At 60.9% G+C, this 13,975-nt stretch carries 11 protein-coding genes; 6 read left to right on the top strand and 5 right to left on the bottom strand.

What is annotated here, in order from left to right; genetic code table 11:
* Positions 1 to 93: 93 nt before the first annotated feature.
* The 3 genes from AB4O09_RS20805 to AB4O09_RS20795 all read left to right on the top strand — a co-directional run bounded on the left by AB4O09_RS20805 (position 94) and on the right by AB4O09_RS20795 (position 3,687).
* A complete protein-coding gene (locus AB4O09_RS20805; RefSeq protein ID WP_002552737.1) occupies positions 94 to 366 on the top strand; it encodes an HU family DNA-binding protein in 273 nt (90 codons plus the stop codon).
* 224 nt (positions 367 to 590) lie between these two features.
* On the top strand, positions 591 to 2,462 hold the full coding sequence (locus tag AB4O09_RS20800) for a SurA N-terminal domain-containing protein (protein WP_003199929.1): 1,872 nt from the start codon (positions 591 to 593) through the stop codon (positions 2,460 to 2,462).
* 391 nt (positions 2,463 to 2,853) lie between these two features.
* A complete protein-coding gene (locus tag AB4O09_RS20795; RefSeq protein WP_003199930.1) occupies positions 2,854 to 3,687 on the top strand; it encodes a DUF2242 domain-containing protein in 834 nt (277 codons plus the stop codon).
* 304 nt (positions 3,688 to 3,991) lie between these two features.
* On the opposite strand, the gene AB4O09_RS20790 is transcribed toward AB4O09_RS20795, so the two are convergent.
* The 3 genes from AB4O09_RS20790 to AB4O09_RS20780 all read right to left on the bottom strand — a co-directional run bounded on the left by AB4O09_RS20790 (position 3,992) and on the right by AB4O09_RS20780 (position 7,552).
* Positions 3,992 to 5,029, bottom strand: coding sequence for an AraC family transcriptional regulator (locus AB4O09_RS20790; RefSeq protein ID WP_003199937.1), 1,038 nt, complete (start codon positions 5,027 to 5,029; stop codon positions 3,992 to 3,994).
* Positions 5,030 to 5,031: 2 nt separating this feature from the next.
* On the bottom strand, positions 5,032 to 6,162 hold the full coding sequence (locus tag AB4O09_RS20785) for a carbon-nitrogen hydrolase family protein (RefSeq protein WP_003199939.1): 1,131 nt from the start codon (positions 6,160 to 6,162) through the stop codon (positions 5,032 to 5,034).
* Positions 6,163 to 6,334: 172 nt separating this feature from the next.
* The gene (locus AB4O09_RS20780) at positions 6,335 to 7,552 is read right to left on the bottom strand and encodes a DUF3422 domain-containing protein (RefSeq protein WP_013692652.1); all 1,218 of its coding nucleotides are present in this window, start codon (positions 7,550 to 7,552) and stop codon (positions 6,335 to 6,337) included.
* Positions 7,553 to 7,792: 240 nt separating this feature from the next.
* On the opposite strand from AB4O09_RS20780, the gene AB4O09_RS20775 reads away from it, so the two are divergent.
* Complete coding sequence (locus AB4O09_RS20775; protein ID WP_003199946.1) at positions 7,793 to 9,832, top strand: oxidoreductase; 2,040 nt, start codon at positions 7,793 to 7,795, stop codon at positions 9,830 to 9,832.
* A 187-nt stretch (positions 9,833 to 10,019) separates the two neighbouring features.
* Entirely contained in the window at positions 10,020 to 10,928 is a 909-nt protein-coding gene (locus tag AB4O09_RS20770; protein WP_003199948.1) for a 1-aminocyclopropane-1-carboxylate deaminase/D-cysteine desulfhydrase, read from the top strand.
* 6 nt (positions 10,929 to 10,934) lie between these two features.
* Here AB4O09_RS20770 and AB4O09_RS20765 read toward each other — a convergent pair whose 3' ends face one another.
* Together AB4O09_RS20765 and AB4O09_RS20760 are read right to left on the bottom strand one after the other, a co-directional pair.
* Positions 10,935 to 11,483, bottom strand: a complete 549-nt coding sequence (locus AB4O09_RS20765; protein ID WP_003199949.1) for a cytochrome b — start codon at positions 11,481 to 11,483, stop codon at positions 10,935 to 10,937.
* Between the two features lie 126 nt (positions 11,484 to 11,609).
* Positions 11,610 to 13,016 (bottom strand): type VI secretion system Vgr family protein, encoded by a 1,407-nt coding sequence (locus tag AB4O09_RS20760; RefSeq protein WP_039011107.1) that lies wholly within the window; start codon positions 13,014 to 13,016, stop codon positions 11,610 to 11,612.
* 219 nt (positions 13,017 to 13,235) lie between these two features.
* On the opposite strand from AB4O09_RS20760, the gene AB4O09_RS20755 reads away from it, so the two are divergent.
* Positions 13,236 to 13,940, top strand: a complete 705-nt coding sequence (locus AB4O09_RS20755) for a YebC/PmpR family DNA-binding transcriptional regulator (RefSeq protein ID WP_003199952.1) — start codon at positions 13,236 to 13,238, stop codon at positions 13,938 to 13,940.
* Positions 13,941 to 13,975 lie beyond the last annotated feature (35 nt).

Below are 13,975 nucleotides of genomic sequence, written 5' to 3'. Positions count from 1 at the left end.
GCGGCTCTTAAGTGTCTGCAGGCCATTCAGCACTCGTTTTGCTTTCACCAAAAAAACTTAGAATCATCTCAAATAGATATAAGGGGACTTAGAGTGAACAAGTCGGAACTGATTGATGCTATCGCTGCATCCGCTGATATCCCGAAAGCTGCTGCTGGCCGTGCGCTGGACGCTGTAATCGAATCCGTCACTGGCGCTCTGAAGGCTGGCGACTCCGTTGTTCTGGTTGGTTTCGGTACCTTCTCCGTGACCGATCGTCCTGCTCGTATCGGTCGCAACCCGCAGACCGGTAAGACGCTGGAAATCGCTGCTGCCAAAAAGCCAGGCTTCAAAGCTGGTAAAGCACTGAAAGAAGCCGTTAACTAAGGTTTCGTTGAGTTTATCCGGGTCGGGGTCATGCCTGGCTTGGCAGCGGAGCGGTAACACGGCCGGTTGCAACCGGTCTGGCACACCAGGGCTTGAAGGTTAGAGCCCGGTCCGCTCCGCCAGTTACGAGAAGGCGCATCCTCGGATGCGCCTTTCTTCTATCCGGATTCTACCCACGCTCCACGGTTGCCTAAATTTGAAGTTCAACCGTTTCTGGGGGACGCATGCTGCAGAATATCAGGGACAATTCACAAGGCTGGATTGCCAAGACCATCATCGGGGTCATCGTCGCATTGATGGCGTTGACCGGTTTCGATGCCATTTTCAAAGCCACTACCAACAGCAACGAAGCGGCCAAGGTCAACGGCGAAAACATCAGCCAGAACGAGCTGAGCCAGGCGGTCGATATGCAACGCCGTCAGCTCATGCAACAGCTGGGCAAGGATTTCGACGCCTCCCTGCTGGACGAAAAAATGCTGCGTGATTCGGCGCTCAAGGGCCTGATCGACCGCAAGTTGTTGTTGCAAGGCGCACACGATGCGAAATTCGCTTTCTCCGAAGCTGCGCTTGATCAAGTGATCCTGCAGACGCCTGAGTTCCAGGTCGATGGCAAATTCAGCCCCGAGCGTTTCGATCAGGTGATCCGCCAGCTGGGTTACAGCCGTATGCAGTTCCGCCAGATGCTGGCTCAGGAAATGCTGATCGGTCAGCTGCGCGCCGGCCTGGCAGGCAGCGGTTTCGTCACCGATGCCCAAGTGCTGGCATTTGCACGCCTGGAAAAACAGACGCGTGATTTCGCCACCTTGAACATCAAGGCTGATCCTGCCTCCGTCAAGCTGACCGATGATGAGGTCAAGGCTTACTACGACCAGCACGCCAAGGAATTCATGACGCCTGACCAGGTGGTCATCGATTACCTCGAACTGAAGAAGGCCTCTTTCTTCGATCAGGTCAGCGTCAAGGACGAAGACTTGCAGGCGGCCTATCAGAAAGAAATCGCCAACCTGTCCGAACAGCGTCGGGCTGCGCACATCCTGATCGAAGTGAACGACAAGGTGACCGAAGCCCAGGCCAAGGCGAAGATCGAAGAGATCCAGGCTCGCCTGGCCAAAGGCGAGTCGTTTGAAGCGTTGGCGAAGGAGTTTTCCCAGGACCCGGGTTCGGCTAACAACGGCGGCGATCTGGGCTACGCCGGTCCTGGTGTCTACGATCCGGAATTCGAAAAGGCCTTGTACGCCTTGAACAAGGACCAGGTCTCGGCACCGGTACGCACCGATTTCGGTCTGCACCTGATCAAGCTGCTGGGTGTCGAAGCGCCTGAAGTGCCTACGTTTGCCAGCCTCAAGGACAAGCTGACCCGCGAGCTGAAGACTCAACAGGTGGAGCAGCGTTTCGTTGAGGCGACCAAGCAACTGGAGGATGCCTCGTTCGAAGCGTCCGACCTGGCGCAACCCGCCCAGGACCTGAAGCTGACCGTCCACACATCGGCCCCGTTCGGTCGTGAAGGCGGCGAAGGGATTGCGGCCAATCGTGCCGTAGTTACTGCTGCGTTCAGTCCGGAAGTGCTGAATGAGGGTGCCAACAGCACCGCCATCGAGCTGGACCCGGAAACCGTCGTGGTGCTGCGTGCCAAGGAGCACCGCAAGCCTGAGCAACTGCCGCTGGAAAGCGTGGCAGGGCCGATTCGTGCTCAATTGACCAAGGAACACGCCAGCGCGGCAGCCAAGACCCGCGCCGACGAGCTGATCGCCAGCCTGCGCGATGGCAAGGTTGCACTGGACAAGCCGGTCGACGGCCAAGGCTGGAAAGCCACCCAGGCGGCAACCCGCAACCAGGAAGGCATCGACCCGGCGGTGCTGCAAGCATTGTTCCGCATGCCCAAGCCTGAGTCCAAGGACAAGCCGACGTTCACCAGCGTGACCTTGCCTGATGGCAGCCTGATGGTCGTGCGTTTGAATGGCGTGAACGAAGCGGCGGCACCGACTGACGAAGAGAAGGCCGAATATCGCCGCTACCTCGCGTCCCGTGTTGGTCAGCAGGACTTTGCGGCGTATCGCAAGCAGCTGGAGAGCCAGGCGGAGATCAAGCGTTTCTAATTGCTTGATGCTTTTTCAAACCTGGTTGTGATGCTGTTCAGTTAGAAAAAACGGCGATTCTTCAGAAATGGGGAGCGTCGTTTTTTTTGGCTTGGGTTTTGTGAGTAGATCCATTACCGCAGAAATGGATATACACACTGAACTACGCCGCTCTGAACGTGATATCAAAATCTTCATTAACGGCGCAACTGAACAGGATTAAGCTAAATCCCGGATTTTTTTGTGTCTGCTTGTTGCTCGGGGCGGGTGTTCGTCGATCTATCCGCTTGGCGTCTTTTTCCTGCAAACAACCCCCAGTAAACTTGTAACCCCCTTGAAACAAGATTAGCCACGCTGCCAGGTCGCGTTCTGTTGCACAATACGCCCCGGACCGTTTTTCTCAGGATGTTCAATGTTCAAATCATTTCCCATGCGCACCGTCGGGCTTGCACTGGTGCTGGCCGCCGCAGCCGGTTGCTCGTCGAAGAAAGCCGCCATTTACGAGCACGAGAACTTCGATGACTCCGGCACGTTCTCGCGCACGTATCCGGTTAACGACGCGGCGACCTGCGAGGCCGGGCGTCGGGCGTTGCTCAGCCAGGGCTACATCATCACCAGCAGCGATCCGAAGCTGGTCAGCGGTCACAAGAGTTTCCAGCAGACCGGCGACACTCACATGGAAATCAGTTTCAACCTGGTCTGTGCCGAGGACGGCGGTGCCGGACACCGTGCGACCATGTTCGCCAACGCCTTGCAGGACCGTTATGCCCTGAAGAAAACCAACAACTCCGCCAGCCTGGGTGTGGGCGTGCTGGGTTCGGTGTCGATGCCGATCGGCTCCTCGGATGATTCGATGGTCAAGGTCGCCAGTGAAACCGTGTCGGCGGCCAAGTTCTATGAGCGCTTCTTTGCCCTGGTGGAGCTGTTCCTGCCTCCCGAGGCGAAGAAAGCGGCCGACAACGCCGAGAAACCAAAAGCTGAACTGGGCATTCCGGAAACCAAGGTCGAACCGGCCGCCCTGATGCCTGCTCCAGCGCCTGCACCGGAGCCTGTCGCCCCCGCGCCCGCGCCGGCCCCTGTCGAAACAGCTCCTACGGTGTCGGAGCCCGTCGCACCGCCGAGCGAGCCTGCACCGATTGCGCCCGAGTCGTTCGAGTCTGCGCCGACGACGGAAACCGTTACACCACCACCGTCCAGTTCGTTGCCGGCCCCGACCGAGCCGATCCAGCCGCTTCCGGCATCCTGAGGTCCAGTGGCAGGGAGTAATGCCCTGTCACACTTCACACGGTAATTTCCCGACCCTGTGCTACGTTTAATTCATGAAGCCTTTGCTTCATGTTTTGTTCATAAAGCAGCTTTATGCTGATGCCAGCGCCATCAGGCATTGGTTTCAATGACAGGGGAAGGACACGTAATGGATGATTATCAGGAAGAGCTGCTGGAATACCAGGCGTATGAACTGGACCCGTTGGAACCCGCCGAAGATGCGACGGAGTTGTGAGGATCGCTACACGCTACAAGTGGTAAGCGCCAAGCCAGGTTCTTGAAGCTCAAACCCCTCGGTGACTACGACGAAACTCTCCGGGCGTCTGGTTGTTCCAGCGCTTGAAGGCTCGTTGAAATGCCTCGGCTGAGGCGAATCCCAATAGATAAGCGATTTCGCCGAACGCCAGTTCGGTATCGCGTATGTAGGTCATGGCCAGGTCGCGGCGGGTGTCGTTGAGGATGGCGCGAAACTGCGTGCCTTCCTCGGCCAGCTTGCGACGCAGGGTCCAGGTCGGCAGCTTCAGGCGGGCCGCCACTTCTTCCAGGTCGGGTTCCCGGCCGCCGTTGAGCAACGGTCCCAGCAGTTGGATGATGCGCTCGCGCAGGCTGCGGGTGCGGGTCAGTTGTTCCAGTTCCCGTTCACACAACTGAAGCAGATGGTGCCAGGTGCTGGGGCAATGCTGTGGGTTGCGCTGGGCGAGGCTGTCCAGGCCCAGGCGTAGTTGATTCTGTTCGGCGCCAAATTGGATCGGGCAGTCACCGAGCGTGCGGTAGGCCTCCAGGTATGCCGGCTCCTCGAATTCGATTTCGATGCGTTCTGGCCGCAGCGCGATGCCGCTGACGCTGGACAGTTGCGCAAGCCAGCCGGCAATGATCGAGTCCACGACAAAGCGGTTGTAGGCGTTATACGGGCTGATGGAATAGAACCGTAGCCAAGCGCCTCGGGCATCTTCATGGAAACTCGATTGGCCGCGATAGTTGGAGCCATACAGCGGCTCGAAGCGGATCATGCAGCGGGCGGCCTCGCGCACGGTTGGCGCCTGGGCCGCGGTGACGCCCGCGAGTCCGGCCTGGCTCAGACGGCCGAGTTGGCCCATGCGCAGGCCCAAGGCCGGGTCCTGGGTCTGTTGAATCGCGGCGTGGCCCAGGCGCATGTAGCGTGGGATCGACAGCCTTGCCCCGGGCTCGGCCAGGCGCGCGGCATCGAGACCGTACTGTTCGAGCAAAGGTTGAGGGTCTTGCCCATGGCTGGCGACGGCGTCAGCCAGGCTATGGACGAAGCCCACTGACAGGTCGCCCAGGCGCATCGGCCGCGGTTTCATGTTCACAACCACAGGTTCAGCAGGCGGGCGCCACGGGCGTTGCCATCGGAGAAGTGTTGGCCGTCGTGGCTGATGAAACTCTGGCCGGCACTGCCGCTGTCCCAGAACTGGCCCCGCAGGAACACGCTGACGCCGGCCCGGGCCTGGCTGATGGGCAATTGGCCGGTCAGTGTCAGGCGATGCCAGGCTTGGCCCTCGCTCACTTCACCGGGCTTGAGGCTCACCTCGCTCGGCGTGGACAGGCCTTTATAACCGCTCCAGGGTTTTTCCCACGTATCGCGACCGGTGATGAAGGCGGGCACGGCAATCAGTTGCGCGCCCTGGTCGTTGAGTTGCCGGTAGTGGAGCGGATACCAACTGTCGCTGCCGATCAGCACGCCCAGGCGCCCGGCGGGGGTGTCGATGACTTGGACAGCGGTCGGTCGGTCGGCCCCAAGCACGTCGCGCTGTTCAAACACTGGATGTCGTTGGCGTTGTGGCTGGCCGATCGGCCGGCCATCGCTGCCGAACACCAGGCTGCTGTTGTACAGCGCACCGCGACCGATCTTCAGTTCACCGTCGCTGACACTGGGCTCGGGAAGCACGATGGAGCCGGCCACCAGGGTGATACCGAACTCCTTGGCCAGCCCACCGAACAGTGCTTGATAGTCATGGGCCATGCGCTCGGCTTTCATGCGCAGGTAGGCATCGTCCAGTCGGCTATCGCCTTGAGCGCTGACCAATGCCTGGATAAACGCCAGCGGATTGCTGACCGCCAGCCAGTTCATGGCGTCCTTCAGGCTGGTGGCCTGGTACAACTCGTCTTTTTCGCCGCCGACCATCAGCCAGGTGCCGATGTGCTCGGGCAGGACCACCACGGTCTTGGCATTGAGAAAGCCCTGGTCGCGAGCCGTCTGCAGATAGGCCGCCAGTTTGCGATGCAGGCGCTCGGGGCTCTGGTAGTCGGTGGGGAACAGTTCGGGTTGGATGCCCAGCAGGTTGCCGCGGTCGGCGGGCGTGCCCTGGTCGACCGCCAGGCTGATGCGCAGGTCTGACAGGTAATGACCCGCCGGACGATCCGTCGTCCACAGTGCGTAGGTGATCAGGGCGGCAATCAAGGCCAAGGAAAACAGCAGGTACAGAAATTTGCGCATGGGGGAACAGTCAGCGGCCGTGTGCAGGTTCGTGATTTTTCATCAAGAGCTACGGGGCAGGGTACGGTAAAACAAGGGATTAGCGAAGGGCGGGCGCTGATTTGTACGCACGGTAAGCACACACAGAGGGTGTCCAGGAATCTTGGGACACCCTCTACGCTGGCAAGGCGCGCTAGTGACTTTTGGCTTTCCGGATCCGGATCAGAATCAGCAACATGATCAGCAGCACCGGTGGCGTCATGCCCACCAGCGCTTCGCGGGCCGAGAGGTTTGCGCCCAAGGTGTGCAGCCCGCTATAGACCAGTTTGAACAGGTTGATCAGGTAGTAGGTGATGGCAATGATCGACAGACCTTCCACCGCGCGCTGGATCTTGATCTGTGCATCGGCACGCGCATTGAGGCTGCGCAGGATCTCGGCGTTCTGGTCTTCCATCTCGACTTGTACGCGGGCTTGCAGCAGGTCACCCAGGTTGGCGACGCTCATGGCCAGTTGTTCAAGGCGCTGTTCGGTGGCTGCGCAATAACGCACCGTGGGTTTGAAACGCCGTTCGATGAACACGCCCAGCCGCTGGCAATCGCCCAGGTGACTTTCGCGCAACTCCCCCAGGCGCTCGAACACCAGTTGGGCGTAGGCGCGGGTGGCGCTGAAACGGTGGCGATTCTTGACCGTGCTACTGACGACCTGGCGAGACAGCAGGGCGATGTCCTCCAGCAGGGCCTTGGCATGCACGCCGCTGGCATTGGCGTTGCGTTCGGACAGGCTCACCAGGGTGCGATCGAATTCGTTCAGTTGCGGGTCCAGTGCCTTGGCGGTATTGAGCGACAAGGACGCCATCATGCGATAGGTCTCGATTTCCAGCAGGCGCCGGATCATGCGGCCCTGGCGATAAGCGTTGAGCCGTCGGTTGATGAACAGCAGGCGATTGGTGCCATCCTCGGTCAGGCGAAAATCGCTCCAGACCACCGCATCGCCACCGCCCACGCAAGAGCCGCAAGGGTCCTTGAAACCGTAGCTGGGCAGATCGAGACCGGCTTCGGCGCGCACCACCACCTGAACCGCATTGATGAGGTGCTGGGAATGGCCTTCGATACCCTGGGCAAGGCATTCGGGCAGCGTTGTCCAGTGCAGTTCATTGGTGCTGGCGGGAACAACCAGGGTCAGGGTGAAGAACTCGGCGTGGCGCTCCCACTTGAGCGGATGTCCTTCAAGGCGGGTGATGCCTTGTGCGGCCTCTGCTGCGACGGTTTCAGGGCACAGTCGTTCGAGCAACGCGTTGCACTGGGCATTGTCGCCAAGAAACGCCAGGTGGAAGACGTGGGCCGGCTCGTCGAAATACAGCGACGGGCGGGCGTGCAACTCGTTGTGCAGCATTTTTCGTTGGGGATGCATGCAATGAGCACCATGTTATTAGGGTTATTTTTGGTTTCAGCACCTGGGCCAGCGTTGATAGGACTGGCTCACCCCGCCGAGAGTCACGCACGACTGATCGGCACCCTGCACATTTGGATCATTAAGTTGTCAGTTACGGTCATTGAGTGCCCGCATCCCGACTCTTACGCTGTGGGTCATGACAGACGCAGGCCGCAGAGCTTGCGCTTTTCCCCGTGATCGCCCGTTGTGGAGTTACCGATGACCGCCTCTCATTACCCGCATCTGCTGGCCCCGCTGGACCTGGGTTTCACCACCTTGCGCAACCGTACCCTGATGGGCTCGATGCACACCGGCCTGGAAGAGAAACCCGGCGGCTTCGAGCGTATGGCGGCGTATTTTGCCGAGCGCGCCCGGGGCGGCGTGGGTCTGATGGTCACCGGCGGGATCGGACCGAACGACGAGGGTGGTGTCTACTCCGGCGCGGCCAAGCTGACCACCGAAGAAGAAGCGCTCAAGCACCAGATCGTTACCCGGGCCGTACACGAGGCCGGTGGCAAGATCTGCATGCAGATTCTCCATGCCGGGCGCTACGCCTACAGCCCCAAGCAGGTGGCACCGAGCGCGATCCAGGCACCGATCAACCCATTCAAGCCCAAGGAGCTGGACGAGGAGGGTATCGAGAAACAGATCAGCGATTTCGTCACCTGCTCGGTACTGGCCCAGAAGGCCGAATACGACGGCGTCGAGATCATGGGCTCGGAAGGTTATTTCATTAACCAGTTCCTGGCGGCCCACACCAACCACCGTACCGACCGTTGGGGCGGCAGCTATGAAAACCGCATGCGCCTGCCGGTGGAAATCGTCCGTCGAGTGCGCGAGGCGGTAGGCCCGAATTTCATCATCATCTTTCGCCTGTCGATGCTTGATCTGGTGGAAGGTGGCAGTTCCTGGGACGAAATCGTCCAGTTGGCCAAGGCCATCGAGCAGGCCGGCGCGACGATTATCAACACCGGTATCGGTTGGCACGAAGCGCGAATTCCCACCATCGCCACCAAGGTTCCGCGCGCCGCGTTCAGCAAGGTCACGGCCAAGCTGCGTGGTTCGGTCAGCATCCCGCTGATCACCACCAACCGCATCAACACCCCGGAAGTGGCCGAGCAGATCCTGGCCGAAGGCGATGCCGACATGGTCTCCATGGCCCGGCCGTTCCTGGCCGATCCGGAGTTCGTCAACAAGGCCGCTGCCGGTCGCGGCGATGAAATCAACACCTGCATCGGCTGCAACCAGGCGTGCCTGGACCACACCTTTGGCGGCAAGCTCACCAGTTGCCTGGTCAACCCGCGGGCCTGCCACGAAACCGAGCTGAACTACCTGCCGGTGACCCAGGTGAAGAAAATCGCCGTGGTCGGTGCCGGCCCGGCCGGGTTGTCCGCTGCCACGGTGGCGGCCGAGCGTGGGCACCAGGTGACGCTGTTCGATTCGGCCAGTGAAATCGGTGGTCAGTTCAACATTGCCAAGCGCGTGCCGGGCAAGGAAGAGTTTTTCGAAACCCTGCGCTACTTCAAGCGCAAATTGCAGACCAGCCATGTCGAGCTGTGCCTCGACACCCGGGTGGATGTGGCGCAATTGGTGGCTGGCGGTTATGACGAGATCATCCTCGCCACCGGCATCGCACCGCGCGTGCCGGCGATTCCTGGCGTGGAGCATGCCAAGGTGTTGAGCTACCTGGACGTGATCCTCGAGCGCAAGCCGGTGGGCCGCAGTGTCGCGGTGATCGGTGCCGGCGGTATCGGCTTCGACGTGTCGGAGTTCCTGGTTCATCAAGGCGTTGCCACCAGCCAGGACCGCGAGGCGTTCTGGAAGGAGTGGGGCATCGACACCCACCTCGAGGCTCGCGGCGGCGTGGCCGGGATCAAGGCCGAACCTCATGCGCCGGCGCGCCAGGTGTTCCTGCTGCAACGCAAGACATCCAAGGTCGGTGACGGCCTGGGCAAGACCACCGGCTGGATTCACCGCACGGGCCTGAAGAACAAGCAGGTGCAGATGCTCAACAGCGTCGAATACCTGAAGATCGACGACGAGGGCCTGCACATTCGCATCGGCGAAACCGGTGAGCCGCAAGTGCTGGCCGTGGACAACATCGTGATCTGCGCCGGCCAGGATCCGCTGCGTGAATTGCAGGAAGGCCTGGAGGCGGCGGGGCAGAAGGTTCATCTGATCGGCGGTGCCGACGTGGCGGCGGAACTGGACGCCAAGCGGGCGATCAACCAGGGTTCGCGGTTGGCGGCGCAGTTGTAAGGCAGCGCCCCAGGAAAACCCTTGTGGGAGCGAGCTTGCTCGCGATAGCCGCAGGTCAGTCAACATTCATGCTGCTGACTAACCGCCATCGCGAGCAAGCTCGCTCCCACAGGGGATGTGGTGAACCTGAAATCACCCGCTGCCAAGCTGTTAAGATGCCGGCCTGTTTCCCCTCGGGCCTGCTGCCATGCTGCTTCCCGCCCTCGATTGGCATCCCCAACCCCGACTCGAACCCCTTCACCTGGACTGGCTCGCCCGTGCCGGTGTTGAGGTGGCGGTGTTGCGCCTGGACCGGATCGATCCACTGATCAGCGGCAACAAGTGGTTCAAGCTGGTCCATCATTTGCGCGCCGCCCATGAGGCCGGTGCCGAGGGGGTCATGAGCCTGGGCGGGGCCTATTCCAACCATTTGCATGCGTTGGCGGCGGCGGGCAAGCGCTTCGGGTTTCCCACGGCGGGGCTGTTGCGTGGTCAGCCCCAGGACACGCCGACGGTGCGCGACCTGAAAGCGTTTGGCATGGACCTGCACTGGTTGGGGTATGGCGGGTACCGAGAGCGACACGCGCCGGGTTTCTGGGCGCCGTGGCAGATCCGCTATCCACATTTGCATCCGGTGCCCGAGGGCGGTTCAGGATTACCCGGCGCACAAGGCTGCCAGGTATGGGCAGCCAGTGTCCGTGAACAACTGGCGACGTTGGGATGGGCGGATTTTCACGGTTGGTGGCTGGCCTGCGGCACCGGTACGTCGTTGGCCGGGCTGGTGCTGGCCGAAGCGGGACAGCGCCCGGTCTATGGCGTGCTGGCGGTGCCCCAGGACCATGGCGTGGCGCAGCAAGTCGAACGCATCGTGGGGGAGGCGGGGCTTTGCAGTCCACTTTATGAATTGTTCGACGGCAGCCGTGGCGGTTTCGCCCGGGTCGATGCTGAACTCACCGCGTTCATCGACAGCACGGCGGCCATCGAACTGGAGCCGTTGTACACCGGCAAAGCCTTGATGTTGCTTAGAGCACGGGTCGAGGCCGGAGGGTTTGCCCCAGGCACCCGTTTGATCTTCGTCCACACCGGCGGTTTGCAAGGCCGCCGAGGGTTCGAGTAACGGCGATCAGCCGCGCTTGGGCATCATCCGCAGCAGCGTGTTGTCCCGTACCACATAGTGGTGGTACAGCCCCGCCAAGGCATGCAGGCCAATCAACCAATAGCCGATAGTGCCGCCCAGCACATGCCAACCTTCCAGCTGCTTGGCAAATTCCTTGTCCTGATCGATGAGCAAGGGCAGATCGAAACCATAGAACATCACCTGATGCCCTTCGGCGCTGGTGATCAGCCAGCCCAGCAGCGGCATGGCGATCATGAACAGGTACAGCGCCCAGTGCATCAGGCGAGCGAGAACGGTTTGCCATGCAGGCGACGCCGGGAAAATCGCCGGTGCCTTACCCATGCTGCGGGCGAACAGGCGTAGCCAGACCAGCAGGAACACCGTCAGGCCGAGCATGAAGTGCGCTTCCTTGATCAGGGTCCGGCCGCCACTGCCCTTGGGGAAAATCCCTCGGAACTCGATGCAGGCATAAACCACGGCCAGCAGAACCAGCATCAGCCAATGCAAGGTTACCGTGACGGTACTGTAGCGGCTTTCTGAGTTTTTCCAGGGCATTGCAGGTATCTCCAACGATCAGGGTAGAGCGCCGTCTAGAGCGGCGTTATCCGTTTACTGTAAGCCCGTTTCGCTGGGTTTGCATGAGCCAGATCAGTTTTGCCGGCATGAAGTTACAGGGTTGAGTCAGGGCGTGAAGTCCGGCGGATTCAGCAGCCAGTCCAACAGCATCCCCGCATCATGATTGCCACGGGGCGATTTCGGGCGCGTGGCGGTATGGTCTGCGCCGGTATCGACAGCCCCTGGGCACAGCACCGGTCGATCAGGGTCGCCATCGAGAAAACTCACCAGCACTTCGCTGCCGGCCATCAGGTTGGGGCTGCCATCCAGCGTCAGCCGCGATACGGGCAGCGTGATGCCGTCTTGGTCCGGCGCCCATAGGCTGACACGCACCTGGCCACGTTCATCGGGGCTGGCCGGCTGGCCGGCGCGGCCGAGTACATGGGCCAGGTGGTACCCGGGGATGCAGGGCTTGGCATGCTTGAGGGCTGGCCTGAACGCGGTGGACCAGGGAATGGCGGTGAACCGGTTGCGGTAGTCACGGGACGACGGTGCGGCGGGCACGTCCGGTTCCAGGATCGAAAACTGCCGTCCGCGGTGCTGGACCTCGGTGATCAGCCATTGATCGTTGAAGGCTGCAACCGGGTGTTCGCAGATCTGCACGATGTTGCCACCGTGCAGGACCGGTTGGGTACTGTGGCCATGGATTTCCCGTTGCCGGCAGCGCAGCCGTTCAAGGTGGCGGCGACCGGCCTGGTAACGGTGTGCCAAGGCCGGGTTGTCGCGCATGGCTTTGTGATCGATCCGCTCAAGAGGTTGATTCGCCGCCGAGGCGTTGGCTTCGGGCGGGGCCCGGTCACTGAACCCGACGGGCAGGCCAGGCATCATCGGATGGTGACGCAAATACAAGCGTTTGGCGGCCGGTAGCTGGCTGTCGTTCGGACGCAGGGGCAGTTCGACGGGGCGCGCGGGAAAGCTCTTCGGGTCTTCGGCAAACACCAGGGCATGACCCTGGGGAGCGTGTTCGAAGTGGTAATGAATGCCTTCTTCCTCGCACAGCCTTTGCAGGAGGGTCAGGTCGCTTTCGTCGTACTGTATGCAAAACGGGCGACATGGATACTGCCCATGGGGCAGTTCGAAACGGTAACTGTCGACGGGTAGCGCGTGTTCTTCCAGCAGCCGTTGCAGCACCTGCACCACGCTGAGCCGATGGAAAACCCGGCGCCGCGGACCTTGCTCCAGTTGCTGGAGGTAGGGGACCAACGTCAGGCGATAGCCGATGCGCCGCGGCGCCAGGGTACTCAGGCTAACGCTGTGGACAATCCCATGGACGCCCGATTCGCCGTCAAGGCGCAGGAAAGCCGGATGCCCCAAGATCAGCTCAGGATCTATCGGCGGGGCCAGGCCGATCAGTTCGAGGTCAAAGCGGTATGGCTGGTTGAGGGCTTCGCGGCCATTGAACCGCAAGACTTGCAGTTGCAAGTCGCTTTGCGTGAGCGTCAGGCTGAAGGGACTTTCCGTGTCGTTGCGCATCGCAGCTCCTACTGGCGGGAAGAGAGGCGCAGAGGGTACGAAACTGCGGGGGGAAACGGTGCTTGTGAGTCGCTATTTCAGAAATGCCCTACAACACGCTGTGAAAATGTCGATCCGGCGGGGTGAATTTTTTGGTCGATCAGCCGGTTTAGGCCGTATAAACTTGCGCCACAGCGCCGGCCGGCAGATGTCTCGGCGCGTCAGACAAGAGAGTGAGTAATGGGCGCACAGTGGAAGGTTAAACACAAAGAAGCGGCTGCCAACGCCAAGGGCAAGATCTTCGGCAAATTGGTGAAGGAAATCACCATTGCCGCACGCAACGGCGCTGATACCGCTACCAACGCGCACTTGCGACTGGTGGTCGAACAGGCGAAGAAGGCCTCGATGCCCCGCGAGACCCTGGAACGTGCGATCAAGAAAGGTTCTGGCCAGCTCGGTGAAACCGTGCAATACCACCGCGTCACCTACGAAGGGTTCGCACCGCACCAGGTACCGCTGATCGTTGAATGCGTGACCGATAACATCAACCGTACCGTTGCCGAAATTCGCGTCGCGTTCCGCAAGGGCCAACTCGGCGCCTCGGGTTCGGTGGCGTGGGACTTCAACCATGTCGGCATGATCGAAGCCGCGCCGGACAGCCCGGACGCCGATCCGGAAATGGCCGCCATCGAGGCCGGTGCCCAGGATTTCGAGCCGGGCGAAGAGGGTGCGACTTTGTTCCTCACCGATCCTGCCGATCTCGATGCCGTCCAGAAGGCCTTGCCGGAGCAGGGCTTCACCGTGTTGTCGGCCAAGCTGGGCTACCAGCCGAAAAACCCGGTCAGTGGCCTGACCGACGAGCAGATGGCTGAAGTCGAAGCCTTCCTCGAAGGCCTCGACAACCACGATGACGTGCAGGACATGTTTGTCGGGTTGGCCGGTTAAGCAGTACACCCCTGTGACGAGGGAATTTATCCCAG

Source organism: Pseudomonas sp. H1_F01, from assembly GCF_054681425.1.
This window is presented reverse-complemented; position numbering and strand designations above follow the sequence as displayed.

Excerpts from the sequence above, each read along its gene's own strand:
- AB4O09_RS20800 (WP_003199929.1), top strand. The coding sequence starts at position 591 with ATGCTGCAGAATATCAGGGACAATTCACAAGGCTGGATTGCCAAGACC.
- AB4O09_RS20795 (WP_003199930.1), top strand. The coding sequence starts at position 2,854 with ATGTTCAAATCATTTCCCATGCGCACCGTCGGGCTTGCACTGGTGCTG.
- AB4O09_RS20790 (WP_003199937.1), bottom strand. The coding sequence starts at position 5,029 with ATGAAACCGCGGCCGATGCGCCTGGGCGACCTGTCAGTGGGCTTCGTC.
- AB4O09_RS20785 (WP_003199939.1), bottom strand. The coding sequence starts at position 6,162 with ATGCGCAAATTTCTGTACCTGCTGTTTTCCTTGGCCTTGATTGCCGCC.
- AB4O09_RS20780 (WP_013692652.1), bottom strand. The coding sequence starts at position 7,552 with ATGCATCCCCAACGAAAAATGCTGCACAACGAGTTGCACGCCCGCCCG.
- AB4O09_RS20775 (WP_003199946.1), top strand. The coding sequence starts at position 7,793 with ATGACCGCCTCTCATTACCCGCATCTGCTGGCCCCGCTGGACCTGGGT.
- AB4O09_RS20770 (WP_003199948.1), top strand. The coding sequence starts at position 10,020 with ATGCTGCTTCCCGCCCTCGATTGGCATCCCCAACCCCGACTCGAACCC.
- AB4O09_RS20765 (WP_003199949.1), bottom strand. The coding sequence starts at position 11,483 with ATGCCCTGGAAAAACTCAGAAAGCCGCTACAGTACCGTCACGGTAACC.
- AB4O09_RS20760 (WP_039011107.1), bottom strand. The coding sequence starts at position 13,016 with ATGCGCAACGACACGGAAAGTCCCTTCAGCCTGACGCTCACGCAAAGC.
- AB4O09_RS20755 (WP_003199952.1), top strand. The coding sequence starts at position 13,236 with ATGGGCGCACAGTGGAAGGTTAAACACAAAGAAGCGGCTGCCAACGCC.